The organism is Kamptonema formosum PCC 6407 (assembly GCF_000332155.1).
Taxonomy (GTDB): domain Bacteria; phylum Cyanobacteriota; class Cyanobacteriia; order Cyanobacteriales; family Microcoleaceae; genus Kamptonema; species Kamptonema formosum.
The window spans coordinates 1,007,854-1,033,037 of record NZ_KB235903.1; the positions used below are offsets into that span (position 1 = coordinate 1,007,854).

Below are 25,184 nucleotides of genomic sequence, written 5' to 3' on the forward strand. Positions count from 1 at the left end.
AGACCAGTCCCATGACGACTGATGCTTCCCCCTCCGCCGCCGTTACCCCCGATGCTTCCACGCCTGAAGTGAGTTTCAACCTGCAAGTTCATCTCAAAAATGAAGGCGGGCACTTGTTGCTGCTGCTACCCCCCGAAACCAGTAGCGAAGCAGCAACTTCAACAGCAACAACCTGGACTGAACTGTGGCAACAGCTAAAAGTTAGACTGAATGCAGGAGAACGCTTCTGGCAGCCAAATGCAGAAGTCCACCTGATGGCGAACGATCGCTTATTAGATATTCGCCAACTACAAGCGATCGCAGAAGCTCTTTCTGAAGTAGAACTCCAACTCAAACGAGTTCATACCATCCGCCGCCAAACAGCAGTCGCCGCCGCCACCGCCGGCTATGCCGTCGAACAGCAATCCCCCATCTCCTCTCTCAACAAAACACCCTCAGAAACAGCTTCCTCCCTCGCCGAACCTCTGTATTTACAGATGACAATTCGCTCCGGCATAGAAATTCGGCATCCCGGTACAGTAATAATTTTAGGAGATGTCAATCCCGGCGGCTCAGTGGTCGCTCAAGGCGATATCCTAGTTTGGGGCCGTTTGCGGGGTAGAGTTCATGCTGGAGCAGGCGGCAATGCCAAAAGTGTAATTATGACTTTGCAAATGGAACCTATGCTAATTCGGATTGCTGAATACGTCGCCAGAGGGCCTGAGACTCAACCGGCTCAGTTTTACCCCGAAGTCGCCTACGTGACTACCCAAGGCATTCGTATTAGCAGAGCCAGTGATTTTGATAAGGGGCTAGGGGTTAGGGGCTAGGGGCTAGGGAAGAGGGGGAGAAGGGGAGGATGGGGAGGATGGGGGAGATGGGGGAGATGGGGGAGATGGGTAATTAGCAATTAGCAATTAGCAATTAGCGATTAGCAATTAGCAATTAGCAACTAACAACTAACAACTAGCAATTAACAACTAACAACTAACAATTTTACTTATGGCTCGCATTATTGTTGTTACTTCTGGCAAAGGAGGAGTTGGGAAAACTACCTCCACAGCAAATCTGGGCATGGCTCTGGCGAAACTTGGTCGCTCTGTAGCGGTAGTTGATGCTGACTTCGGCTTGAGAAATTTGGACTTGCTATTAGGTTTAGAAAATCGCATCGTTTATACGGCAGTAGAAGTAATTGCCGGCGAATGTAGACTAGAACAAGCTTTAGTCAAAGATAAACGCCAGCCCAATCTAGTATTACTACCGGCCGCTCAAAACCGGATGAAAGATGCTGTTAGTGCCGAACAAATGAAACAATTAGTTAACGTACTAGCAGAGAAATATGACTATATTTTGATTGATTCGCCCGCAGGAATTGAGCAGGGATTTCAAAATGCGATCGCGGCCGCTCAAGAAGGCGTGATCGTCACCACCCCAGAAATTGCCGCCGTCCGCGATGCCGATCGCGTTGTGGGTTTACTAGAAGCTCATAATGTCAAACGTATCCACCTGATCGTCAATCGTATTCGACCCTTAATGGTGCAAGCTAATGATATGATGTCGGTGCAGGATGTGCGGGAAATTCTTGCTATTCCTCTGCTGGGAGTTGTCCCAGACGACGAGCGCGTAATTGTTTCCACTAACCGGGGCGAACCCTTAGTGCTGTCGGAAACTCCATCCTTAGCTGGAACCGCCTATGAAAATATTGCTCGGCGCTTAGAAGGCGAAAAAGTTGAGTTTCTCGAACTCAATCCCCCCCAGGATAACTTTTTTACTCGACTCCGTAGGCTGTTAACAGCTAAGATTATGTAAGTAAGCGGCGAAGTTTTGGTAATAAATGCCGATCTCGGTATACTGCCAGTTAAACTATTGGCAGTGAGGAATGAGGAAGAATTTAAAGTGTTTATTTTAAAGGGTATGTTGTCAGGATTTTCTCACTTCGCCGCCCCGTTCAGTTACCAGCCTCTTTCCTCAAGAGCGCGATCGCCACTGACATAAACGATCCTACTCGAAACTACTAACCAGTTTCGTGGCCGTTACCATAGGCGGCTAAACGGATTTACTGCCACCTGCCTAACTCTTGACAACTCCGCAAGCCCCATGATTAATACACTTCTCGATCGCCTTTTCCCCCGCACGACTGACAACAGCCGCGAGGAAGTTAAACGCCGCCTCAAACTCGTTCTCGCCCACGACCGTTCTGACCTCACTCCAGAAATGGTTGAATCAATGCGAAAAGAAATCCTAGAGGTAGTATCTCGCTATGTGGAACTCGAAACCGATGGTACAGAGTTTTCCCTAGAAAGCGATCGCCGCGCCACAGCACTGATTGCAAACCTACCCATCCGCCGAGTCAAGTCAGATACTTAGCTGGTTATTTCCCAGAGTTCAATAGAGGAGAATCTATTAAGATATTAATAGTTAGGTAACTTATTTGAGTTTTAACCTAAGTCTCGACTCTACTGGAGCTACCCGATGTTAGCCGAGCTAATCTCTTCCAGACGTATTCTCAAAGCCCAACTCATCGAATTTTTAGGACTCCCTGACAATTCTAAGGACAAAAAAGAGAGTCTCGTCAGTACAATTCTGTCTATTTTAGAAGAAAATGCCTTCGAGCAAGCAAGATTCTGGGAAACATTCAAAAGCGAGTTAGCTGTTGAGCCGATAGAATTAGAAGAGCTGCTCAACTGCTCTAAAAACGAGCGCAAGCGCTGGGTAAAAGAAGGCAAAATCCCTATTTTAGAATATCGCAGTTTTCGGAAATCTGGAATGGATTTGGAATATCCCGTTCACGACAGAAGATTTATCCTCAGCATCACCCAAGCAGATATTCAGCGGTGGCGAGAAGAACATAGATCGCAGATCAAAACTAATCGGCAAACAGGAGCACAAATTGCCTCAGAAAGCCGCAAGGAACATCAGCAATCAAGAGAAGCTTTTGGCTCAGCTTGGGAAAAAATTATAGAGGAATGGCAAGAAAAAGGATCGAGTGAAATATCAGCTATTCTCCAACTAGCCTACTGGACAGTGTGGGCCTCTCGCTGGGCCAAAGAGAATCAAATTAAAAGCCTCAGAGCAATCAAATATAACGAACAGTACGAGCAGCGGCGAGAACAATGGTACGAGCGCAAAAATCAAGCAATCAAGTTATTGGCTCAGGTTCCCTATGGAATGCTAGCATTTTATCGTCCAGTTGATTCTGATAAATTGTATCTGAAGCTTTGCGATAATCATTATGAAATGATGAAGGAGGGCTACTATTGGGATAAGTGGGAATTTTATTATCACAATCGCAAGCTAGTACACAAATGCCGGGAATGTATTTATACGGAAACTAGGGATTATTATTCGCTGTACTATTTGGAAATCAAGACCGAGCAGTTTCCTGATTTTACTTTTTCTTACCATACACCTTACACAATGGGAAAAAAATTTTTGCCTCATCCTGAAACGCTACCTTATGTAGATCATGTTGAGCAAGATGGTATTTTCCGCTTTGGCAGACCCATGTTAGAACAGGAGAAAATCATTCACAGAGAGAAGGATGTTTTAGCTAAGTTTGAAAAGGCTTTGGCGGAGGCGAAAAAATTTGTATAGCTGGGTTTTTGCTTCTCTGTTACTATCAGCTAAATATGTAAATATTTGTGACATATATAATTATGAGTCGCGAAACATCATATTATATTAAGTGTATTTGTCTAACCAAAAGCTGTTTATCAGTGGGTGGTTGACAGCGCTTGGGACAATAGTCCCAAGCGCGGGAAGTAAAAGCTAGGAAAACGATTACTTCCCAGTTAATTTAATATTTTTTGAATCCGGTAGCTCCTCTGTTTTCTATATCTAGACATACTCTCTGTCCTTCTCTATAGTGAGGAGTATCCTTGTCATTGCAAGTGAATATTCTTGTGATAAGATAGTAAGCGAATATCTTGGTCATAGTCAGAAAATATCCTTGTCATTGCGCGAGGGAATATCCTTGTCATTGCGAGCGAAGCGAAGCAATCTCAAGGCCTTGAGATTGCTTCGCTTCGCTCGCAATGACGGAGTTATATTTATCAGAACAGAGTGTATCAATGACGGAGTTATCTCTAAACCTGACAGAGTTATGTTTGCAATAACATCCTGTTTAACTAGGTCTGCAATTAGCAATTAGCAATTAGCAATTAGCAATTAGCAATTAGCCATTACCTAATTTCTGCGCTTGAATTACCTGGAGACTACCACCTGCATAAAGTGCGGGCTGCTGCGGTACATTTGTACTAGGATTTTCCCCACTCAGACCTACCTCAAACCCCACCTCCGATAACAGATTAGTGAGATCGGTTTCAATTAACTGCCAAGCAGTCTCCGTTTCAAATAACCAGAAAAAAACTGCCACCCCTGGCCAAAATATCGGATTAGTCGGCCGGTGAAAATCTACCAAAGTGAAGATCCCCTCCGGCTTGAGCACGCGGTAAACTTCTTGTAATATTTGCTGCAACTGCATAGGCTGCATTTCGTGCATCGCCGCACTGGTATGCACCAAATCAAAATAATTGTCAGGAAATGGCATTTCCTCGGCAAAAGCTTCTACATATTGAGCTGAGGGGACATTCTTTTTTGCCCGTTTCAGCGACAAGGGTGAAGCGTCGAGCCCGGTGACATCCTGAGAGTATTGGATTAGAAATTGAGTAGTTTGACCGCTACCGCAGCAGAGGTCTAAGATTTTAGTGTCCGATCGCATGGTCAAACCTTGCAAGGCAAGCTGGCGGAAACGCGCTTCCCCGCCTACACTTAGAGCGGCGATGCGTGATATCGCGTCATAGAGCCACTGGTAACGATAACTTAAATCTCTAAGAATTGTTGCCATAGTTAAAATTGTGTATGTTTGGCTATCGACTCAGGCTTATTAAGAAGTTATATTATTAAAATTGGTAACAAAGCTGAGACAAGAGGGGAAATGCAAGCGCTATGGGTCGTATAGGAGTTTTACTACTAAATTTGGGTGGGCCGGATCAAATCGAAGATGTCCGCCACTTTCTTTTCAATCTGTTTTCTGACCCAGAGATTATTCGCATACCCTTTCCTTGGATGCAGAAACCCCTCGCCTGGTTGATTTCTACGCTGCGGGCCGAGAAATCCCAGGAAAACTACAAGCACATCGGCGGTGGCTCTCCTTTGCGGCGGATCACAGAAGAGCAAGCGGTAGCACTGGAAGCAAAGTTACAGGAAAAGGGACAGGAAGCTAAAGTTTATGTGGGGATGCGTTATTGGCATCCTTTTACTGAGGAGGCGATCGCGAAAATCAAGCGCGATCGCATTGAACAGTTGGTAATCTTACCACTTTATCCCCAATTCTCTATCAGTACGAGTGGTTCCAGTTTCCGACTCTTAGAAAGGATCTGGCAAGACGATCCCACTCTCCAACAGCTTGAGTATACGCTTATTCCCTCTTGGTATCAGCGATCGGGCTACCTGCGGGCGATGGCTCAATTAATCGCCCAAGAACTCGATCGTCGCCCCGATCCCGATGGAGTTCATATATTCTTTAGCGCTCACGGTGTCCCCGTTAGCTATGTGGAAGAAGCAGGAGATCCTTACCAGCGAGAGATTGAGGACTGTACTAGCAGGATTATGCAGACTCTCAGCCGACCAAATGACCATACCCTTGCTTACCAAAGTCGGGTTGGCCCGGTGGAATGGCTCAAGCCATATACGGAAGAAGCGATTCCAGAATTGGCTGCTAAAGGAGTTGATGAGTTGCTTGTAGTTCCGATCAGCTTTGTTTCTGAGCATATCGAAACGTTGCAAGAAATTGATATGGAGTATCGCGAATTGGCAGAACATTCGGGGATTCACAACTTCCACCGCGTGCCGGCTCTTAATACTCATCCTGTATTTATTGAGGATTTAGCTGATTCAGTTATTGAGGCTTTAGATGCACCCAATATTAAGTTTTCTGAGGTGATACATCCTCCGAAGAAGGCAAAAATGTACCCGCAAGAACGTTGGGAATGGGGTTTGACTACTGCGGCAGAAGTTTGGAATGGCCGTCTGGCAATGATTGGGTTTATCGGACTTTTGGTGGAGTTAATCACAGGTCATGGCCCCCTGCATCTTATTGGGTTGCTTTAGGGTAATTGTTAGTTGTTAGTTGATAGTTGATAGTTGTTAGTTATTGGTTGATAGACACAATTAAACGTAGGGTGGGCGCTCGCCTCAAAAAGGCTATAAGTCATAGCAGAAGATGGTTGAGGCGAGCGCCCACCTTACAACCCACATTCCGCAGGTCTTTAAACAGAATTGATGGTTATAAATTTTAAAAATTCAAGCCTGAAGTGATTACCCAGTAATCATTTCAGGCTTTTTTGATATACAATGAACGAATTAGGAGCAAAGAGGAAAAAACCATGAATGAGCATCAAGAAGCCATAAAAGTCCTAGATTTATACCAATTTTACATGAAGTTGCATAGAATGAAGATAATGTTTAGAGGTCATTAGTTATGGCACGTCAACTGATTCTGGCGATCGCAGAAAGTGCAGAGAGCTTGGAACAACAACTAAAAACCAGTCGCACCGCCAGCCAAAAAGAACGCTTGCAAATGTTGTGGTGGCTAAAAACGGGACAAGTCACTGAGCATCAAATCCTTGCCGAACGTCTCGGACGTGATGGTTCAACGGTAACTCGGTGGTTACAAAAGTATCGCAAAGGAGGACTCTGTGAATTGTTGGCGATCAAAAGTGCGCCCGGAAAATCGCGCCACTTGAGTCCAGACGCGATCGCGGGCTTACAAGAAAGACTAAAGCAGGAACCTGGCTTCAAGAGCTATGGGGAAATTGTGGAGTGGCTTAATCAGACCTATGAGCTCAAATTGAAATATCCCACAGTCTATCATTGGGTACACTACCGACTCAAAGCTAAATTAAAAGTGCCACGTCCGAACATCTAATCGGAAAGGGAATACTACCCGAACATCTAAACGACGATAGACTAGGAAGAGCCCTCGACAAATATTATCAAGTAGGAACCACAAAACTCTTCACAACAATCGCCATGAAAGCCGCCCATAATTTCCAAGTAAAAATGAACAGCATCCACAAGGTAGGCACAGATATTTTTCCTACAGTGAATGTATGAAAATCCTTAGTCATCAAAGCCAGAACTGCGGAATGTGGGTTCAAAGGTGGCATCTTTGGCTTGACCTAGACATTGATAAGCAAGTTGACAAACTCCAAACTTTCCTATGAAGCTAACTAAGATTGACTTAAGCAATATATTGGGAGTCGGTCATTCTAACGGTCATTTAGGGCTGTTAATAGACCGAGGAGAGGAAGTAGAGTACATTGAGATTGAGGCTCCAAAAGCTGCTTTACACGGACTGCAAGGAGTTGCCTTTATTGCTAATAACGATCTAAGCGGTAGCATTGAAACAAACCAAATTACCTCAATTCCAGAGCCAATTGCTATGCTCCCCGTTAGTTCCTCTATGGCACAAGCGATTGGTTATGATGCAGATAGCCAAACTTTACAGATAGAATTTGCCAGTGGCGCTGTTTATCAATATGCTGATGTAGAAGAGGAAACTTGGGAATCTTTGCGGGACGCTGACTCTACTGGAAAGTTTTTCAACTCTGAGATTAAAAGCCGTTATTCCAGCGAGCGGGTAGACTAATTAGGCCAAAATAGGGTGTTTCGGAGACGCGAACTCTTATTAGATCGATCTATAAGGAAACTCTGGCGCACCCTATAAGCTCATTCAAGCGTGCTAGTTGCCTAAGTCTCTGCTTTCGATCCGCCCTAGTGCGGTAAAGTTAGATTTATGGATGATGATGACTACCTAAGCGCAATTAATACTGACGCTGAACTCGAAAGCCCTTTGGATCGTTTGGAGGAATCGGAACCCCCGCAGCCAGATCCAGAGGAAATGCTGCCTTTGCTGGAATCTCCAGAAGCCCAGCAGCGCATGATCGCAGCGAGGGCGTTTTGCGAACTCCAAGACGCTCGCGCTATACCCCATTTAATTCGCCTATTGCGAGATGGCTGTCCTTTAGTGCGGGTGAGTGCGGCTTATGCCTTGGGGCGCAACCCCAGCCGGGATGCGGTGGAAGCGCTGATCGACCAACTCAACCGTGATTGGAACGGTTATGTCCGCAAAGGCGTGGTTTGGGCCTTGGGAAATTGTCGCGATCGCCGCTCCTTAGCTCCCCTGATTGATGCCCTGAAAACTGATATTTCGGCTGTACGGTTGTGGGCGGCTAGTTCCCTCGGTCAGATGGCGACTGTCGGTTATGATGTAGCGATCGGTGCTGTTCCTCCCTTAATTGAAGCTTTGCGGCGAGACTCTGTAGCGGCGGTGCGGAGTAATTGTGCTTGGGCGATCGGTCAACTGTGCCGGGAATTGCCAAATAATGTGGTTTATGCTGGCGCGATCGATGGTTTGATTGAAGCTTTAGAAGAAGACCAAGATTTTAGCGTGCAAGAAGATGCCAAGTCATCGCTGTTGCGAGTTGGCGATCCGCGCGGGTTACAAATCATTGAAGATTTAGAAATGGATGGCTTGCTGTAGGTATTTGGCGATAGTTTTTACTCCATAAAATCAGGTTCTTTCAGCACAAATAAGTCATAAAGTTACGATACAAATTCATATCATTTTATGAAATGGGATACAACCATTTGCGAAATAATTGTGTGAGGCGGGGCATAATTAAATAGGTGAGCAGGATAACAGTGAGACCTGTGACGATCAGAGTTTTGAGCAATGCAGGAAGTCCGGCTAGTAGCGGTACCAGCAAACGATTGAGAATAGAAATCGTAAAAAACACTCCCAACCATGTCACTAAAGCCATTTTGTAGCGAGGGGGTGGAGCCTTCATCGACCTGTTAGGGAGCGTAAACCAAGTTTCTAATCCGGTCAGGGTTTGAATATCTTCTGGCTTTTCAATCAACGGTTGCAATTGCTCAATCCATTTTCGGCGAACATCCGATTCTAGCCAAGTTTTGAGATTGTCGTAACAATCGAACTTGAGAATCACCACGTACTCAGGATGAGCGTGATGCTGTGGTCGAATAGTGCTTACACCCAGATGTCCCTTGAATTTTCGTGCATCAGCGGCGATGCCATGAAACCATGCTTCGTAACCTTGCTCGCGCCCCGGTTTCACTACATGAGAGATGATAGCGGTGACTAGATAGTTTTCTTCACTTATATCGATCGCCAACGGTTCTTCGTACATAAAATTTAAAGACTTGCAATCATTGACTAAGAACGATTAAAAACACACTCTACATAATTTACAACGAAGTAGTTGTCACCGCTACGTTTCAAGTACAGGACTTATTAATGGATGATTTTCCTGCTCTCATCCTACCTTTTTCTGTTCCCAGTTTGCTTGCTGTTTAACTTTTTCTCTCCCGCTCAGTGACAAAAGAGGGATTACTTTGCACGCGATCGCTCAATTAATTGTTGTAACCTCGGATCGAGGTCAGCGATCGCTCCCAAGTTGAGACAAAAAACATTCTCAAGGGTAGCGCGTAACTCTGTAACCGTTGAAAGGACGCGATGTTCGGTTCTACCGTCCAAATAATGCACAGTAAACTGATTATTCCACAAGGCATAACGACAAGTTGAATCCGGTTTTGCAGCCATCAAGTTAGTAACAAAAATCGAGCCGGGATGAGTTGAAACATACCAATTACTCACCTCATAATCGGGTAATTCTTGCTCGTAAAGATCGAATCTATAAAGGGATTTCCACTCCTGCTTGATATATGCTTGCATGACGTAGCTGCGCTCCGTTGCCATCAATCGAAATGATTCATGGGATGTAGCTTGTTCAATATCCGGGGTCAAAGCAAGCGGCGTGGTGAGCGTTAATCCTCCGAATCCCACATCTGCAATGTATGGCTCTCCATCAATATTGACCAACAGCACCATATGACTGCGAGGTGCGATCGTCCCTTCTGGCAAATTCCACAGCACGCGGGCTGCTAGATTCTTTACCTGAAAGCCAAGAGCAAGCAAAACAGCCCGCAACAGTGAATTTTGCTCAAAACAATAGCCGCCCCGTCCCTCATTGATTAGTTTTTGTTGCAAGGAGGCTAAATCCAGCAAAACAGGTTGTTTCAAAAGTGAATTGAGGTTTTCAAAGGCGATCGTTTGGGAATGTCTTTGATGAATTGCCTGTAACGTTGTCAGCTTGGGCGAGCAGTCGCCACTATAGCCAATTCGCTGAAAATAGGCATCAAGGTCGATTTCAGTCAGTCGTTGTTGCAATTGCATATTTTATTACGCTCGGAGTCAATACTGAGTTTCTTCATAGGGAATAATTAATCATTATGTATCCAACGTTCCAAAAGGTTTAGCATCGGAGAAATCATAGATTTCGATAGCTCCTTCACGTCGAATCATCCGCTTCCCCAGACGCGGAAACTCTGCAATTTCTACATCCAGATTTTCGCCTCCTGTTAAATACACCAAATCCTCATCCCCGATATTTCTAAGATGATGAGCAACCGAAGGTGTGGGAAATCCCATAAAATCTCCTGGGTTAACTTCAAATTCTTCTTCACCAATCTCTGCAACGCCGTACCCCGATAGAATGTAAATCCATTCTTCCTCGCGATGGTGAGAATGATAGATGAAAGATTCTTTGCCAGGTGGAACTCTGATAAAATTGACTCCTGTACGTTTTAGGCCAACAGCTTTTCCTAACTGAGTTCCCGATAGTTCAGAATTGGCATTCCAGGGGTGGGAAAAGGGTTGCAGATTCGCAGCAATCTGTTCGGCGCGTAAAAGCAATGGGTGTCGATCTACCATAGGGTCATCCTCCAAAAACTAACTGTTCCAGTCAACTCGCAAGCTGGTATGTACCACCCGGTTTTAATGCCTGTTGGTAGGCTAGGCGAGAATGGATGCGATCGCAAAACTCTATTAGCCTTGGACGACTGGCATCCAATCCGCCTCGTGCAACCGCTACCTCGATAGGAAAGCTCATCTGAATATCAGCATTTGATCTAAATATATACATTTTAGGGGAAACGATTTATATCTAACTATCTGATTCCTGTGCTAATGTCAAAATCCCAGGCGATCGCTGCTATCTTTGCTCCTAGCTAATCTCAATGACTTCTAGTTCTGAATAATCCTGCTACCAGCAAAACAATTCCTGTGAGGAAAAGGTAGACACTTTGAAGGAGAAAGCGATCGGCAGCAATTCGTCTATAGGTGTTGGTGATTGTCACATCAATACCGCCTCTGCCAAGTTTGCCAAAAAATGTACTGAGACTACTTTCAACTTGGGAAGGAAGAAAGGAGATGCTGATAAAAGCGATCGCCATCAGTGCGATACCAACGCCTATTAAGCTCAAATTAGAAGAAAAACGTCGCCACATACTCCAATTAATTTTTGATGATATTAAAGTAATTCGATGTTTTAAATTTTATCAACCAAAGCAACTTTGTCAAAGCTGGAAGATGAATCGATCCTTTGGGATTCACTTACGTTCCTAATTTTGCGACAAAAGGCGCTACAGCGACAGTGCGGTTTTTGCCTTCAGGCGATCGCACCACCAATATCTCCAGACTTGCTACTCTAGATAATAATTAGACAAAAGCAGTCCTAAGCAATTATGAGCAGTACAGTTACATCCCCCCAACCTAACCTCAACCAGCAGCGGCCACTCTCAACAGCATCCCCCGACACATCCACATCCCTGCTCGGTGACTTCATTCAAGAAACACTAGCCTTAACCCGGCGACTGTTCATTCAGTTACAGCGGCGGCCCTCAACGCTAATTGCAGGTATTATTCAGCCCTTGATGTGGTTAGTATTGTTCGGAGCCCTATTTCAAAATGCACCCGCTGGCTTATTTGGCGAAAGTCAGAATTACGGGCAATTTCTCGGTGCAGGCGTAATCGTCTTCACCGCCTTTGCTGGTGCCCTAAATGCTGGTTTACCAGTGATGTTTGACCGCGAATTTGGCTTCCTCAACCGTTTATTAGTTGCGCCTCTAGCTTCTAGGTTTTCAATTGTTTTAGCCTCAGCGATCTTCATCGTTACCCTCAGCTTCATCCAAACCGGGGCAATTGTAGCAGCGGGTGCATTTTTGGGCGCGGGACTACCAGGATTCGCAGGATTAATGGCGATCGCATTGATTATTTTCCTCTTAGTCTTAGGCGTGACAGGCATCAGCTTAGGCTTAACCTTCGCTTTACCTGGCCACGTCGAACTCATCGCCGTAATCTTTGTCACCAATTTGCCTTTATTATTTGCCAGTACAGCCCTCGCACCGCTGTCCTTCATGCCTCACTGGTTGCAAGTTGTCGTCACCCTTAACCCTCTAAGTTATGCGATCGAACCCATTCGCTACCTGTATCTTCACAGCAATTGGTCATTAGCTAGTGTAGTTATGCAAGCACCTTGGGGCGATGTTACTTTTGGCGGTGCATTGTTAGTATTGCTAGCTTTTGATGTTGTGGCGCTATTAGGAATTCAGCCCTTATTGCGTCGTCGCTTTGCGTAATCACAACTTATAGCAACCGCTGAAAGCGGTTGCTATATTTTTAATTCTTAATTCCCGTCGCTGCAATACCTCGAATAAACTGTTTTTGACCGATTAAAAATAACACCACCACAGGCAAAGTGGCAATAACAACCGCTGCCATTAATAAAGGCCAACTGCTGGTAAACTGTTCCTGAAACTCAGCCAAAACTAATTGCACAGTCCTTAACTCCGGCCTCGTCGTAAACACCAACGGCTTAAACAAATCGTTCCACTCGCCGATAAAAGCAAACAAAAATAGCGTCACCAAAGCGGGACGCGCCAAAGGTAACATCACCAACCACAAAACTTGCCAGCGATTTGCCCCATCCAAAGCCGCCGCCTCCTCCAACTCCACCGGAATCGAGCTAAAATACTGGCGCATCAAGAAAATCCCAAATCCACTCGCCGCCGTCGGTAAAATCAGAGCCCCGTAAGTATTGAGTAGGTGGCCCCACTTCAAAACCAGGAAGATAGGAATCGCCAATAGCTGAAACGGAATCACCAGCGTTGCCAAAACCACCAAAAGCAAAGCCCCACGCCCTCGGAACTGCAACCGGGCTAAAGCGTAACCAGCTAAAGCCGACGTAACCACCTGACACCCTGTCACCGCCAGTGCCACTAAAGTAGAATTAATAAAAGCCAGTAAAAAGTTTCCCCTACGCCAAGCTTCAAGATAATTAGCTAGAGTTAGATCAGTTGCTTTGATAGAAACTGGGGTGAATGATGTAACAACTACAACAGCAAGGGGGATCAGCACCACAGCGGCCCCAACCAACAAAAAAAACCAAATGAGCATTTCTCCTGCCCTGGATGTCTGAAATTGTTTAGCCATAAATGCTCTAAGTGAGGTAGAATGCCGATTTTTTCACGCTTTGAGCCTCTGTAGCTTCGCGGAGTCCAACAAAACTGGTAAATTGTTCGTTTAAATAGGTAAAGTAAACTATAAGCTAAGTTAAGTAAAATAACTTTACCTTTGACCCCAGTTCCAAAGCTCTATTTAAGTATTTACTCTTTTGTGATGAGGAGACGACAGACCTATGCAGCAGCTTGAGGCCAGCCCAGCAATCGACTTTGAAACGGCAACCTACAAAGATGCCTACAGCCGGATTAACGCCATTGTGATCGAAGGCGAACAGGAGGCTTATGACAACTACATCAGACTGGGCGAAATGCTGCCTGACCAAAAGGATGTGCTGATTGCGTTGTCTAAGATGGAAAACCGACACATGAAAGGGTTCCAAGCTTGCGGCCGCAATCTTAAGGTAACGCCAGACATGGAATTTGCCAAGGATTTCTTTGCGGCACTGCACAGCAATTTCCAAGAAGCAGCGGCAGCAGGTAAGGTGGTGACTTGTTTGGTGATTCAAGCGCTGATTATCGAGTGCTTCGCGATCGCAGCTTACAATATTTACATCCCCGTTGCCGATGACTTCGCTCGAAAAATCACCGAAGGGGTAGTTAAAGATGAGTACAACCACCTCAACTTTGGCGAAGAATGGCTCAAAGCCCACTTTGAGGAATCCAAAGCTGAAGTCGATACAGCTAACCGCCAAAACTTACCCATAGTCTGGCGAATGCTCAACCAAGTTGAAGACGATGCCCGCGTTTTGGGCATGGAAAAAGATGCCTTAGTTGAGGATTTTATGATAGCCTACGGCGAAGCCCTCAGCAATATTGGCTTTACCACTCGCGACATTATGCGGATGTCCGCCTACGGTCTTACCGCTGCATAAAAATGGCTAATTGCTAATGGCTGATAGCTAAAAGCTAAAAGCTAAAAGCTAAAGGCTAATAGGGAAGAAAGAGTTTTGAGTTAAAGATTTAATTTCCTAACTCATAAGTACCAAATTAGCAATTAGCAATTAGCAATTAGCAATTAGCAATTAGCAATTAGCAATTAGCAATTAGCAATTAGCAATTAGCAATTCCACCTAACAACAGAAAACTGACTTTTTATTTAATGTTTGGTTTAATTGGTCACTTAAGTAGCTTAGAACACGCCCAATCAGTCGCAAAAGAGTTGGGCTATCCAGAATACGCGGATCAGGGGCTTGACTTTTGGTGCAGCGCTCCTCCTCAAATCGTTGATGATATCACTGTAACTAGCATCACAGGTCAAAAAATAGAGGGTCGCTATGTAGAATCTTGCTTTCTACCAGAAATGCTGGCCAATCGCCGAATTAAGGCAGCTACGCGGAAAATACTCAACGCGATGGTTCACGCTCAAAAGCACGGCATCAATATTACAGCTTTAGGTGGATTTTCTTCGATTATCTTTGAAAATTTCAACTTGCAGCAGATTCAGCAAATTAGGAATATTAAGTTGGAGTTTGAACGCTTCACTACTGGTAATACCCATACTGCTTATATTATCTGTCGCCAAGTAGAAGAAGCCGCGCCTAAGTTGGGAATAGATTTGTCTCAGGCTACTGTGGCAGTTTGCGGGGCGACTGGTGATATTGGTAGTGCAGTTTGTCGCTGGCTGAATAACCGGACAAATGTTAAAGAATTGTTGCTAATTGCTCGCGAACGCGAACGCTTGCAAGCCTTAGAATCGGAATTAGGGCGCGGCAAAATAATGGATTTAGAGGAAGCTCTACCTCTAGCGGATATTATAGTTTGGGTAGCGAGTATGCCCAAGGGAGTTGAAATTAATCCCAAAGAATTAAAGCAACCTTGTCTGATGATTGATGGCGGCTATCCTAAAAATTTAGCAAGTAAAGTTCAACATCCGGGAGTTTATGTACTTCAGGGTGGGATAGTGGAACATTCTCTAGATATTGACTGGAAAATTATGAAAATAGTCAGTATGGATGTGCCAGCTCGTCAGTTGTTTGCTTGTTTTGCTGAATCCATGTTGCTGGAGTTTGAAAAGTGGTACACGAACTTTTCTTGGGGACGAAATCAGATCACTATTGAAAAGATGGAGATGATCGGGAAAGTTTCTCTAAAACACGGATTTAGACCCCTGTTATTGTTTTAGTTAACAGTTGATAGTTAACTATTATCCGTGCAGTTCTTGATGATCATTACCTCCATAATTTTTTGACCGATTTCGTCTTTAAGTTCTAATGCTTCCCAGAGTTCAACTAGCAAGTCTTGTTCCTCTTGGGTAAAAACTCCATCGGCTAAAACTAGATCGGCGGCGATGGCAAAAGCTGTTTGTCGTAACTTAGGTGTTAGCCCGTTTTTGGCAGCGATGAATACATCGGACGGTCTGTACTTATTTACCAAGCCTAAAACTTTCTTAAAAAGCTCTTGGAATTCTTCGCGGGAATAAGAACTGAAAAGGCGGACGTGATTAGCACCAAGTGTCTGCTTTTCTTCTTGGGCCATTTTGCCATCGGCACTGACGGCTAATATGGAAATAGCCATTAGTGCTTCGGGTGCAGTTAGTTCGATGCCACTTGCTTTACTGTTCGCAGTTCTGAAGAAGTCAGAAGATTTTGCGTTTTTTTGACTTTGGTAGGACATAATTAGTGTTAGTAAAAATTTCTTTGCTGTCGAGTTTACAGAGATTTCCCGCACAAAGCAATTCCCTAACCGGGGGTGAATAGCTGCGATCGCGCCTCAAAAGAGGTTAAGTAGATTTGAAACTTTCGCTCTTCACACCTGACAGGGTAGGATCGATCCAGACTAAATCCAAATTTTATCGAAATTCCTAGTGTGCCCAACGCTGACCGTAAACCCCTCCTATTAGAATTTGAAAAGCCCCTGGCGGAACTGGAAACCCGGATTAACCAGATTCGCCAACTAGCTGACGAAAATGGTGTAGATGTCTCCGAGGACATTCGCCAGTTGGAAGCACGATCGGCCCAACTTCGTCAAGAGATTTTTACCGGCTTGTCGCCGATACAACGGCTGCAACTGGCTCGTCACCCCCGTCGCCCTAGTACCCTAGATTATATTCAGGCAATTAGCGACGACTGGCTGGAGCTACACGGCGATCGCGGCGGCTCAGACGACCCCGCCCTCGTTGGTGGTGTGGCCCGCCTTGACGGACGACCTGTAGTGATTATTGGTCATCAAAAAGGTCGCGATACTAAAGATAATGTCGCCCGTAACTTCGGTATGGCTTCCCCTGGTGGCTACCGCAAAGCTATGCGCCTGATGGAACATGGCAATCGCTTTGGAATGCCAATTTTGACCTTTATCGATACTCCCGGCGCTTTACCTAGCGTTGAGGCAGAAAAACTTGGCCCTGGAGAGGCGATCGCCTACAATCTCCGGGAAATGTTCAGCCTCGATGTTCCGATTATCTGCACTGTCATCGGCGAAGGTGGCTCTGGCGGCGCTTTAGGTATTGGTGTCGGCGATCGGCTATTGATGTTAGAACATTCTGTTTACACGGTGGCAACCCCCGAAGCTTGCGCCGCCATCCTCTGGAAAGACGCAGGCAAAGCTAACTTGGCAGCAGAAGCCTTAAAAATTACTGCCGCAGACTTAAAAAATCTGGGTATCCTTGATGAGATCGTACCCGAGCCCAACGGCGGCGCTCACGCTCATCCCCTTAAGGCTGCTGAAATTTTGAAACAATCTTTGTTACAGAACTTAACCGAACTGACCCAGCTCACCGGCCAGCAGCGTCGCGAACTCCGATATCAAAAATTCCGTAAAATCGGTGTATTCACTGAAATTGGAGTTTAATTTTCCTTGGAAACCAGAATAGCCTGCCAGCAGTGCTATAATTTCTCAGAAGACACGGACTTAACAATTCTTCATGTAAATCTCATAATTCCCGGTTTTTAAGTGTGTATTGTCGGCAGCTTTCTATTATGCCTAAGAAAGCTGCCTGGCTCAAAGGACGTGCCCCACAAAATATCGGCAAATTTGATGAATCATCCAACAACAAAGCAGGCTCTAATTACCGGAGCCAGCAGTGGTATTGGCAAAGCGACGGCTTTAGCCTTTGCAAAAGCAGGCATAAACGTGGCTTTGGTAAGCCGAACGCCCGAAAAATTAGAGGCAGTAGCTTTAGCTGCTAGGCTTGCGGGGGTGAAAGCAGAAGCATATCCCTTGGACTTAGCTGCACTAGAGCAGGTGCGAACAGGTATCAGTGCGATCGCCTCGGAATTCGGCCCCATCGATATCCTGGTGAATAATGCTGGCATGGGCTATACAGGCTCTCTCGCGGCAATATCCTTAGCAGACTGGCAACGAGTTCAAGACCTCAATGTTACCAGCGTCTTGCAGTGCATTCAAGGGATCTTACCAGGAATGCGCGATCGCGGTGGCACAATCGTCAACGTCGTCTCCATAGCTGGGAGCCAAGTATTTCCTAACTGGGGAGCCTACTGCGCTAGCAAATTCGCTCTGTTGGCTCTCTCCAAAACCCTAGCAATGGAAGAACGCGGACGCGGAATTCGCGTCACAGCAATTTGTCCGGGTTCCGTCAATACTCCCATCTGGGATACAGAAACAGTTCAAGCCGACTTCGATCGCACTGCCATGTTAACCCCAGAAGTTGTTGCCGAGTCAATTCTCTATACAGTCCAGTTACCCGCTGGCGCAGTAATTGAAGAATTAACCTTAATGTCCAACGCTGGAGTCTTCTAAAAAATTAAAAATTAAAGATGAAAAATTAAAAATTAATTAAGGCTGTAAAATTTTTAATTTTTAATTTTTAATTTTTAATTGTTTTGTCCTTTACCCTCACACAAACTACTTATGACTATCGCACCTCCTAACGCTTTTAATGGCTCTAATTCCCCCTCAACCAACAGCGCAAAACTATCCGAAACCACAAGCGACGTGCCTCGGATCTCTACCCGACCAGACCGCAATTCCTTAAACGGTCAAGAACCCAATCTGCCCGTACCATCAGAAGTAAGTAGCGACGAAATGATGGCCGCCGTGCGGACAATGCTGCTGGGAGTTGGAGAAGATCCCGAACGTGAAGGCTTACTGAAAACTCCTAAACGAGTAGCAGAAGCAATGAAATTTCTCACTAGCGGTTATAGCCAATCCCTAGAAGAACTTCTTAACGGTGCGATCTTTGATGAAGGTCATAACGAGATGGTATTAGTTCGCGACATTAGTGTATTTAGCCTTTGCGAACACCATATGCTACCCTTTATGGGCAAAGCTCACGTCGCCTACATTCCTAATCAGAAAGTAGTAGGACTTAGCAAATTAGCCCGGATTGTAGAGATGTATGCCCGTCGCTTACAAGTGCAGGAAAGACTGACCCGCCAAATTGCCGAAGCAGTGCAGACAATTTTGGAACCGAAGGGAGTAGCTGTAGTCTTGGAAGCTAGTCATATGTGTATGGTGATGCGCGGCGTACAAAAACCTGGTTCTTGGACTGTTACCAGTGCTATGCTGGGTGAATTCCAAGACGAACAAAAAACTCGCGAAGAATTCCTGAATTTGATTCGCCATCAACCAGCATTCTTTTAATTGTTAGTTGTTGGTTGTTAATTGTTAGTGGTTAGTGGTTGATTATTCGTTATTAGTTAGTTATATTTTTGGGCTAACTACGAATTCCTAACTACTAACTACTAAGGTCAATAACCTAAACAATCTAAAAGCTCATTTGTTATCTTTATTACTTGGCGGTTGAAACCGCTACTACACAAACAAAGTCCGCCTACGCGGACTAAAGAGTAAAGGGGTATTGAAGCCTAATTTGGTATGACAACTAACAACTAACAACCAACAATTAACCACTAACCACTAACAATTAACAAAATTAATATGGCTCAAGCAATAAAATTTGGTACTGATGGATGGCGTGGGGTAATTGCTGACGATTTCACCTTTGAGCGAGTGGCAATAGTGGCTCCGATCGCAGTGCAAATCTTAGCACAGGTTTATGGCGATACTACCACCAATAACAGGATGGCGATCGTTGGTCACGATCGCCGTTTTTTGGCTGAAGAATTTGCCCTCAAAGCTGCTGAAAGCATCCAAGCCGCAGGGTTTGATGTGCTGCTGACGGATACTTATGCTCCTACTCCTGCTTTTAGTTTAGCCGCTTATCAGCAGAAAGCCCTGGGCGCAATTGTGATGACGGCTAGCCATAATCCCGGTAAGTATTTGGGGTTAAAAGTCAAGGGGGGATTTGGGGGTTCGGTTTCTCCGGAAGTGACTGAGCAGATTGAGGCTAGGTTAGCAGATCCGGCGATCGCATCCCCAACTTTAGGAAAATTAGAAAGGTTCAATCCTTGGCCGAGTTACTGCGAAACTTTGCGGGGGATGGTGAATATTGATGGGATTCGGGAGGCGGTTTCCTCTGGTAAACTCACAGTATTTGTCGATGTCATGCACGGTGCGGCGGCGGGGGGATTGGCTCAAATCTTGGAAGTGCCAGTTAGAGAAATTAATGGCGATCGCGATCCTTTATTCGGTGGCGGCGCACCGGAACCTTTACCCCGTTACCTTTCCGAGTTATTCCGCGTCATACGCACTCACCAACGCGCTGAAGGTGGTTTGGCCATTGGTTTTGTCTTTGATGGCGATAGCGATCGCATCGCTGCTGTTGATGGCAATGGCAACTTTTTGAGTTCTCAAATCTTGATTCCGATATTAATAGAACATCTGGCTAAGCGGCGAGGATTTACTGGCGAAGTCGTTAAAACAGTCAGCGGTTCCGATTTATTTCCCAAGATAGCTAATTTGTACAATTTGCCTCTATTTGAGACACCCATAGGTTACAAATATATTGCCGATCGGATGTTAACAACTCAGGTTTTAGTTGGTGGCGAAGAGTCGGGAGGAATTGGTTATGGAACTCACATTCCAGAGCGCGATGCTTTGCTTTCTGCGTTATATTTGCTAGAAGCTGTGGTACAATCTGGAGAAGATTTGAGCGATATTTACCGCCGTTTGCAACAAGAAACTGGGTTTCATTCAGTTTACGATCGCATAGATTTACCCCTGGCGAGTATGGAAGTGCGATCGCGCCTTTTAGAACAATTGCAAAATCAGCCGTTAACGGAAATTGCTGGTCAGGCTGTGGTAGATTGCAATACGGTTGATGGTTATAAATTTCGCTTAGCTGATGGTAGATGGTTGTTAATTCGTTTTAGCGGTACTGAACCCGTTTTACGGCTTTATTGCGAAGCAGCTACCTTAGAGCAAGTGCATGAAACTTTAAATTGGGCCAAGAATTGGGCAAATCAATTCTAGTCGCAGGAAGAGGGCCTCAAAATAGGGAAGACTTCGGCGTGAGCGCTCAGTCGAACGCTGTCACCAGCCGCAAAGTAGCACTTTAAACCCTTATCAGTTAAGGCGTTGCGGGTTTATATTGCACTTTTTTACACTGATAGCCGATTCCAAGCTTATGAAGTACAGCAAGATTTAATTTCTCTAGTTGATATGCTGACTTGAGTGTAATCTATATACTTGGAATCGGCTGTCTCTCAGCTTAATGCCTATACCTACATAAACATTTCTACAAAAGAAGGAAAGTATTTATACAATTCTGCATACAATTTAATATCCTTAAGAGGGATACAAATTCGCTCCACACCATTACAATCATGTGTAGGCATTAGGCTATCTAAATACTGAGTTTCCTTAAGTGTAAGATTTGGTACTTTTATTTCATAAGGTTTATTTAATTCTGTTATATTGAAATTATTATTAAACTTACATTGCTCTACCAGATTACAGTAGCTCTGTTCAAAAAGGAGCCATCCAACTGTTAACATACGAGCGCCGTCAGCATAGCGAAAATCAAAAATTTGCTTATAATTAAGCTTTTGATATTCTGAACGTGCTGAGTTGGCGTTACTAACACTTTGTTTCAGTTGATTATTAATTATTCTATTATACAGATCCGCTAGTTTTTTTCCAGTAAGATTAATCGGCTCTAGATCGGGGGGGATTTTTTCTTTAGGAATGTTTGCCTGTAACTTATCTTCTCTAAACTTGTCTATCTTTGCTCTATTCCAACCTTCCTCTGGGGGTTTTTCTGGCTCTGCACTGACTGTAACAATTAAAACACTTCCAGATGCTAATTTGGTTGTAAGAGTATCAATATCATCTAAGATTGTTTTCTCTAATGGGCTATCATAATCAAGCCATACAATTGATTTCTTACTCCATTCAAGTGTAGGCAGAACTTCGTAAGAATTTCCGTATTTGATTTCAATGCACCCAAAAGGTTTATTATATTCAAAACGCTCTTTTGCCTGCGAATCTTTTTCTATACTTATCATATCCTCAATATGTAAAGACTTGTGAAAAAGAATGAAGTCACTAAAGTAAGTGGAGCCAAAACCTACATATCTATAAGTTGTAAGTTCTCCGAAAGGACTTAAGCATCGGAGAGAATCACAAATTATCTTTCTTTCAACCGCTTTTGCAGGACGAATACGGTAATTAATTTTTGAATAGCTTCCAGCCATCATCCTTATCCTTCATTCTTTAAATAGTAGTCAAAGGTTTTTTCTCCAACCTCTTTGTTTGAGGAAACATCTAATAGTTTTTTTACTAGATTAATTTCTTCAATTGGCTTATTATATTGTATATTCCCACGGATCTTACGAGGAGGAATTGCTGATTGATCGGGGGTTTGAAATGTTGTACTTGTATCTGCTTCAAATACATAGTCAAGTGAAGTTTCCTCATACGCTTGCTCAAGTAAACTTTCAGGTATCTCACTACGCTCTACACGGCTTTTTTCATCTGCCATTTTTCTCAAAAATGTGAGAACGGGAGCCGTTAGTTGATATATTTCTTGTTTAATAGATTTGTAGATTGGTGAATCGTAATCAATCCCTGTTTTTGTCGTCGTCCAAGGCAAATAAGCAGCATCATCAGACTCAAAGAAAGCATAGCCTCTAAAAAATGCAAAATCAGCATGATATTTTGGGAATCCATTTTTTGTACCCCAGCCCGTTATTTCAGTTTGGTCAGCTTCAAGAACCATGCGGTCATTGCAAAAGACATACCATCCGCCTTCATTTAGATCTCTTTCTGATACACCTGCATACAATCTAACTCGCACTGGTTTATCTATTTCACGACTTCCAAAATACTTATATTCCTTTTCAAGTTTTGCAACTTTTATCTTGTCAGAAGTACGAAAATTAAGTGGATATGGAGCGATTTTCGACTCATTTATACTAATATTTAAACCCTTTTTTATTTTTAATGAATATGCAATTGTTAATTCTTGCTTTAATTGTGACACAAAGTTTTCTAATCCTAAGTCCTCTGCCACACTTTCATGCAATTCTTCAATTAATATTCTAGTTCCAATCTCACAGGCTTCGTATTCACCACCTTCTTGAACTTCGCCTTGAAATTCAAATGTCCATTCTTTTTTGTTTTTCCACTCCTCTACATCTTCCGAAACTATAAATTTCGAGCTAGATGTAGTTGATTCAACTGTAAATTTTTTTCCTATCTTAAAAAAAGCTCGTTTCATCCCAATTCCGAATCTTCCAATTGATTTTGGTGTTACTGCGGCATCATTGGCTCTTCCAAATTTAAAAGCATACTCCTCTGCCTCCTTTACCGTTATTCCACCACAATTATCTTCGATTTGAAAGTATTCTTGGTTAGCTAAAATTTTTATCCAAAGCCCTTCATAATTCTCATTGCTCTGTAAATGAGTTGCGCCATCTACTGAGTTATCCACAAGATCGATAATTGCACGAATAAGTGGTATATCTCGAACCAACATATATATGAATAAATCTTTAGTTGGTTCAGCCTGAATCACCCGTTGATTACCATTCATTGGATTTCACTTTTTTTATGATAAGAGCTACTTTGTGTCGGGTGACAGCGTTCGACTGAGCGCTCAGGCAGAAGTCTTCGCTATTTTTAGGTCAAGAAGGAAGAAGTATTTAGTTATCTATACGTAACGCCGCCCTTGCTTGCAGTGTCCTAATAGCCCAGAGGGCGGCGTTACAGATATCTGTCTTAATCACTTTGGCAGTTGTTATATAAGCCCTAGTTGAATTAAGTCCTTCTACTTAACAACCAACAACCAAGAACTTAAAATCCCATTGCCCCAGCTACAGCCTCTATTGTCGGTGCGATTCCCTTCTTAAAGTGGTTTTTGCTGTAAGTAATTGCCGTGTCAGGATCTTTAAGTCCATTTCCAGTTAGTACGCAAACGACAGTTGCTTCACTAGGAACCTGATCTTTCACCTTCAGTAAACCAGCTACGGATGCTGCACTTGCGGGTTCGCAGAAAATACCTTCTAAAGATGCCAACAAGTTATATGCTTCCAAAATTTCTGTGTCAGTCACAGAGTTAAAACTGCCGCGACTGGCTTCTTGGGCAGCGATCGCTTGTTTCCAACTAGCGGGGTGGCCGATCCGAATTGCGGTTGCGATCGTTTCAGGATGTTCTACGGGTTGGCCAGTCACCAGTGGCGCAGCGCCAGCAGCTTGAAATCCCATCATCCGAGGGAGGCGATCGCACTTTCCCAACTGATGATATTGACAAAAACCCATCCAGTAGGCAGTAATATTGCCGGCATTACCCACCGGAATACACAGCCAGTCAGGGGCATTTCCCAAAGCATCCACAACTTCAAAAGCCCCAGTTTTCTGACCTTCCAAGCGATAAGGATTGACTGAATTTACTAAAGTCACTGGATAATGCTCCGCTATATCGCGGACAATTTCTAGCGCCTGGTCAAAATTACCCTTAATGGATAAAACTTCCGCCCCATAAAGCAAAGCTTGGGCCAACTTACCCAAGGCCACATAACCTTCAGGGATCAACACAAAAGCCCCCATCCCGCCCCTAGAAGCATAGGCTGCTGCTGAGGCTGAGGTATTACCCGTGCTTGCACAGATCACCGCTTTTGCGCCTTCCTCCTTCGCCTTGGAAATCGCCATCGTCATCCCTCGGTCTTTAAAACTACCCGTAGGGTTGAGGCCGTCGTATTTGACTAAAACTTGTACGCCTCGGCCCACCATTGCGGCGATCGCTGGAACTGGAATCAGCGGAGTATTGCCCTCATACAGCGTCACCGTCGGGGTGTTTTCCGTCACCGGCAGATAGGGGCGATAAGCTTCTATGAGGCCATGCCAACCAGAGCGTCTGGGTTTCGCGTCCGGGGTAGGAGAATAAGTAGCAGAAAGAATAGATGTCACGATTTCAAATATTTTTAGGCTAAGCCTTGGATTTACATAAATTTTAACTCGATCGGTTAATTTGATGTTTAATGCAAGGAGTTGCAGGTTAAAATATCTTAACGGTGTGAGTAAGTACAAATGACTAGCCAACTACTAATGTCAAATCGTTCAGCAACCATTTCCCGGAGCCAAAGTACAGGTAGCGACCCTCAAATGGTGACTATGCAAGCGTTATCGACCAATTCTGTCCACAGCCAGGTCTCAATGAAATCAATTTACCAAGCGGATCAGCAAGTAAAATTCCTGCACCTACAAGCGGAAGTAGAAACCTTGCTACTCGAACTCCAAACCCTTAAGCAGCATCGCTTATCGGCATCAACCCAAGATGCTAACAGCCTCCGCGATGCCGCCCACGACAGCAACTAACATTAAAAAAACTCACCTTAAGTGTTCCGCCACTATGGTATAAAAGGTAAAGTTTTGCTAAGCGCAGTGTTGATTTTAACCACAAGCGCTAGCAATTTACCAGCGCGGCGCACTTCTTAGCCTTTGCTAAAACGCCCTGGCGATCGCAACGTCTGTCTGCTGCGGAATTATAGCTGGCTAAATTTTCCTCTTGTTAATTTTGTTACAAA

Annotated in this window: 28 protein-coding genes and 1 pseudogene; 18 read left to right on the forward strand and 11 right to left on the reverse strand. The window is 44.3% G+C overall.

Annotation, left to right across the window (positions count from 1 at the left end; translation table 11 throughout):
- The first annotated feature begins 11 nt into the window (after window positions 1–11).
- From minC to OSCIL6407_RS0109410, 4 genes are all read left to right on the forward strand, one after another.
- Window positions 12–809: a septum site-determining protein MinC gene (gene minC / locus OSCIL6407_RS0109395; RefSeq protein WP_007353957.1), complete on the forward strand. Its 798-nt coding sequence runs from the start codon at window positions 12–14 to the stop codon at window positions 807–809.
- Window positions 810–981: 172 nt separating this feature from the next.
- On the forward strand, window positions 982–1,788 hold the full coding sequence (gene minD, locus OSCIL6407_RS0109400; protein ID WP_007353741.1) for a septum site-determining protein MinD: 807 nt from the start codon (window positions 982–984) through the stop codon (window positions 1,786–1,788).
- 288 nt (window positions 1,789–2,076) lie between these two features.
- Window positions 2,077–2,346, forward strand: a complete 270-nt coding sequence (gene minE / locus OSCIL6407_RS0109405; protein WP_007353743.1) for a cell division topological specificity factor MinE — start codon at window positions 2,077–2,079, stop codon at window positions 2,344–2,346.
- A 105-nt stretch (window positions 2,347–2,451) separates the two neighbouring features.
- The gene (locus tag OSCIL6407_RS0109410) at window positions 2,452–3,573 is read left to right on the forward strand and encodes a hypothetical protein (RefSeq protein ID WP_007353744.1); all 1,122 of its coding nucleotides are present in this window, start codon (window positions 2,452–2,454) and stop codon (window positions 3,571–3,573) included.
- 580 nt (window positions 3,574–4,153) lie between these two features.
- Here OSCIL6407_RS0109410 and OSCIL6407_RS0109415 read toward each other — a convergent pair.
- Window positions 4,154–4,825 (reverse strand): class I SAM-dependent methyltransferase, encoded by a 672-nt coding sequence (locus OSCIL6407_RS0109415; protein ID WP_007353745.1) that lies wholly within the window; start codon window positions 4,823–4,825, stop codon window positions 4,154–4,156.
- 101 nt (window positions 4,826–4,926) lie between these two features.
- Here OSCIL6407_RS0109415 and hemH point away from each other — a divergent pair, with 101 nt between their 5' ends.
- The 5 genes and pseudogenes from hemH to OSCIL6407_RS0109445 all read left to right on the forward strand — a co-directional run bounded on the left by hemH (window position 4,927) and on the right by OSCIL6407_RS0109445 (window position 8,524).
- Entirely contained in the window at window positions 4,927–6,090 is a 1,164-nt protein-coding gene (hemH, locus tag OSCIL6407_RS0109420) for a ferrochelatase (protein ID WP_007353746.1), read from the forward strand.
- A 370-nt stretch (window positions 6,091–6,460) separates the two neighbouring features.
- Window positions 6,461–6,907 (forward strand): helix-turn-helix domain-containing protein, encoded by a 447-nt coding sequence (locus OSCIL6407_RS0109430; protein WP_007353747.1) that lies wholly within the window; start codon window positions 6,461–6,463, stop codon window positions 6,905–6,907.
- Window positions 6,895–7,056 (forward strand): annotated as a pseudogene (locus tag OSCIL6407_RS38555) (DUF4277 domain-containing protein); the annotation flags it as partial. The gene OSCIL6407_RS0109430 and the pseudogene OSCIL6407_RS38555, both read left to right, overlap by 13 nt.
- Window positions 7,057–7,201: 145 nt before the next feature.
- On the forward strand, window positions 7,202–7,630 hold the full coding sequence (locus OSCIL6407_RS0109440) for a KTSC domain-containing protein (RefSeq protein WP_007353749.1): 429 nt from the start codon (window positions 7,202–7,204) through the stop codon (window positions 7,628–7,630).
- Between the two features lie 147 nt (window positions 7,631–7,777).
- Complete coding sequence (locus OSCIL6407_RS0109445) at window positions 7,778–8,524, forward strand: HEAT repeat domain-containing protein (RefSeq protein ID WP_007353750.1); 747 nt, start codon at window positions 7,778–7,780, stop codon at window positions 8,522–8,524.
- 85 nt (window positions 8,525–8,609) lie between these two features.
- On the opposite strand, the gene OSCIL6407_RS0109450 is transcribed toward OSCIL6407_RS0109445, so the two are convergent.
- The 5 genes from OSCIL6407_RS0109450 to OSCIL6407_RS0109470 all read right to left on the reverse strand — a co-directional run bounded on the left by OSCIL6407_RS0109450 (window position 8,610) and on the right by OSCIL6407_RS0109470 (window position 11,349).
- Window positions 8,610–9,191, reverse strand: a complete 582-nt coding sequence (locus tag OSCIL6407_RS0109450; RefSeq protein ID WP_007353751.1) for a hypothetical protein — start codon at window positions 9,189–9,191, stop codon at window positions 8,610–8,612.
- Window positions 9,192–9,391: 200 nt separating this feature from the next.
- Window positions 9,392–10,237, reverse strand: coding sequence for an arylamine N-acetyltransferase family protein (locus OSCIL6407_RS0109455; RefSeq protein ID WP_007353752.1), 846 nt, complete (start codon window positions 10,235–10,237; stop codon window positions 9,392–9,394).
- A gap of 54 nt (window positions 10,238–10,291) precedes the next feature.
- Window positions 10,292–10,774 carry a cupin domain-containing protein gene (locus OSCIL6407_RS0109460; RefSeq protein WP_007353753.1) on the reverse strand — a complete coding sequence of 161 codons (483 nt, stop codon included), beginning with the start codon at window positions 10,772–10,774 and terminating at the stop codon, window positions 10,292–10,294.
- Window positions 10,775–10,805: 31 nt separating this feature from the next.
- Complete coding sequence (locus OSCIL6407_RS32475; protein ID WP_202796228.1) at window positions 10,806–10,952, reverse strand: glutathione S-transferase family protein; 147 nt, start codon at window positions 10,950–10,952, stop codon at window positions 10,806–10,808.
- A 124-nt stretch (window positions 10,953–11,076) separates the two neighbouring features.
- Window positions 11,077–11,349 (reverse strand): hypothetical protein, encoded by a 273-nt coding sequence (locus tag OSCIL6407_RS0109470; protein WP_019487154.1) that lies wholly within the window; start codon window positions 11,347–11,349, stop codon window positions 11,077–11,079.
- Between the two features lie 66 nt (window positions 11,350–11,415).
- Between OSCIL6407_RS0109470 and OSCIL6407_RS35310 the strand changes: the two genes are divergently transcribed.
- Window positions 11,416–11,553: a hypothetical protein gene (locus OSCIL6407_RS35310; RefSeq protein WP_155523389.1), complete on the forward strand. Its 138-nt coding sequence runs from the start codon at window positions 11,416–11,418 to the stop codon at window positions 11,551–11,553.
- Between the two features lie 33 nt (window positions 11,554–11,586).
- Window positions 11,587–12,480 (forward strand): ABC transporter permease, encoded by an 894-nt coding sequence (locus OSCIL6407_RS0109475; RefSeq protein ID WP_007353755.1) that lies wholly within the window; start codon window positions 11,587–11,589, stop codon window positions 12,478–12,480.
- A gap of 40 nt (window positions 12,481–12,520) precedes the next feature.
- Here OSCIL6407_RS0109475 and OSCIL6407_RS0109480 read toward each other — a convergent pair whose 3' ends face one another.
- Window positions 12,521–13,333: a carbohydrate ABC transporter permease gene (locus OSCIL6407_RS0109480; protein ID WP_007353756.1), complete on the reverse strand. Its 813-nt coding sequence runs from the start codon at window positions 13,331–13,333 to the stop codon at window positions 12,521–12,523.
- A gap of 205 nt (window positions 13,334–13,538) precedes the next feature.
- Between OSCIL6407_RS0109480 and OSCIL6407_RS0109485 the strand changes: the two genes are divergently transcribed.
- A complete protein-coding gene (locus OSCIL6407_RS0109485) occupies window positions 13,539–14,234 on the forward strand; it encodes an aldehyde oxygenase (deformylating) (protein ID WP_007353757.1) in 696 nt (231 codons plus the stop codon).
- 227 nt (window positions 14,235–14,461) lie between these two features.
- Window positions 14,462–15,484 (forward strand): long-chain acyl-[acyl-carrier-protein] reductase, encoded by a 1,023-nt coding sequence (locus tag OSCIL6407_RS0109490; RefSeq protein ID WP_007353758.1) that lies wholly within the window; start codon window positions 14,462–14,464, stop codon window positions 15,482–15,484.
- Window positions 15,485–15,498: 14 nt separating this feature from the next.
- Here the strand turns inward: OSCIL6407_RS0109490 and OSCIL6407_RS0109495 are convergent, their stop codons facing one another.
- Window positions 15,499–15,975, reverse strand: a complete 477-nt coding sequence (locus OSCIL6407_RS0109495; RefSeq protein WP_007353759.1) for a tellurite resistance TerB family protein — start codon at window positions 15,973–15,975, stop codon at window positions 15,499–15,501.
- Between the two features lie 192 nt (window positions 15,976–16,167).
- Between OSCIL6407_RS0109495 and accA the strand changes: the two genes are divergently transcribed.
- From accA to OSCIL6407_RS0109515, 4 genes are all read left to right on the forward strand, one after another.
- Complete coding sequence (accA, locus tag OSCIL6407_RS0109500; RefSeq protein ID WP_007353760.1) at window positions 16,168–17,148, forward strand: acetyl-CoA carboxylase carboxyl transferase subunit alpha; 981 nt, start codon at window positions 16,168–16,170, stop codon at window positions 17,146–17,148.
- A 186-nt stretch (window positions 17,149–17,334) separates the two neighbouring features.
- Window positions 17,335–18,057, forward strand: a complete 723-nt coding sequence (locus tag OSCIL6407_RS0109505; protein ID WP_007353761.1) for an SDR family oxidoreductase — start codon at window positions 17,335–17,337, stop codon at window positions 18,055–18,057.
- Between the two features lie 111 nt (window positions 18,058–18,168).
- Window positions 18,169–18,900, forward strand: coding sequence for a GTP cyclohydrolase I FolE (folE, locus tag OSCIL6407_RS0109510; protein ID WP_007353762.1), 732 nt, complete (start codon window positions 18,169–18,171; stop codon window positions 18,898–18,900).
- A 297-nt stretch (window positions 18,901–19,197) separates the two neighbouring features.
- Window positions 19,198–20,631, forward strand: a complete 1,434-nt coding sequence (locus tag OSCIL6407_RS0109515) for a phosphoglucomutase/phosphomannomutase family protein (protein ID WP_007353763.1) — start codon at window positions 19,198–19,200, stop codon at window positions 20,629–20,631.
- 251 nt (window positions 20,632–20,882) lie between these two features.
- On the opposite strand, the gene OSCIL6407_RS0109520 is transcribed toward OSCIL6407_RS0109515, so the two are convergent.
- From OSCIL6407_RS0109520 to thrC, 3 genes are all read right to left on the reverse strand, one after another.
- A complete protein-coding gene (locus OSCIL6407_RS0109520) occupies window positions 20,883–21,857 on the reverse strand; it encodes an O-methyltransferase (RefSeq protein WP_007353764.1) in 975 nt (324 codons plus the stop codon).
- Between the two features lie 2 nt (window positions 21,858–21,859).
- Entirely contained in the window at window positions 21,860–23,194 is a 1,335-nt protein-coding gene (locus OSCIL6407_RS0109525; RefSeq protein ID WP_007353765.1) for an ATP-binding protein, read from the reverse strand.
- A gap of 260 nt (window positions 23,195–23,454) precedes the next feature.
- Entirely contained in the window at window positions 23,455–24,567 is a 1,113-nt protein-coding gene (gene thrC, locus OSCIL6407_RS0109530) for a threonine synthase (protein ID WP_007353766.1), read from the reverse strand.
- 120 nt (window positions 24,568–24,687) lie between these two features.
- Between thrC and OSCIL6407_RS0109535 the strand changes: the two genes are divergently transcribed.
- Complete coding sequence (locus OSCIL6407_RS0109535; protein ID WP_007353767.1) at window positions 24,688–24,975, forward strand: hypothetical protein; 288 nt, start codon at window positions 24,688–24,690, stop codon at window positions 24,973–24,975.
- Window positions 24,976–25,184: the final 209 nt, after the last annotated feature.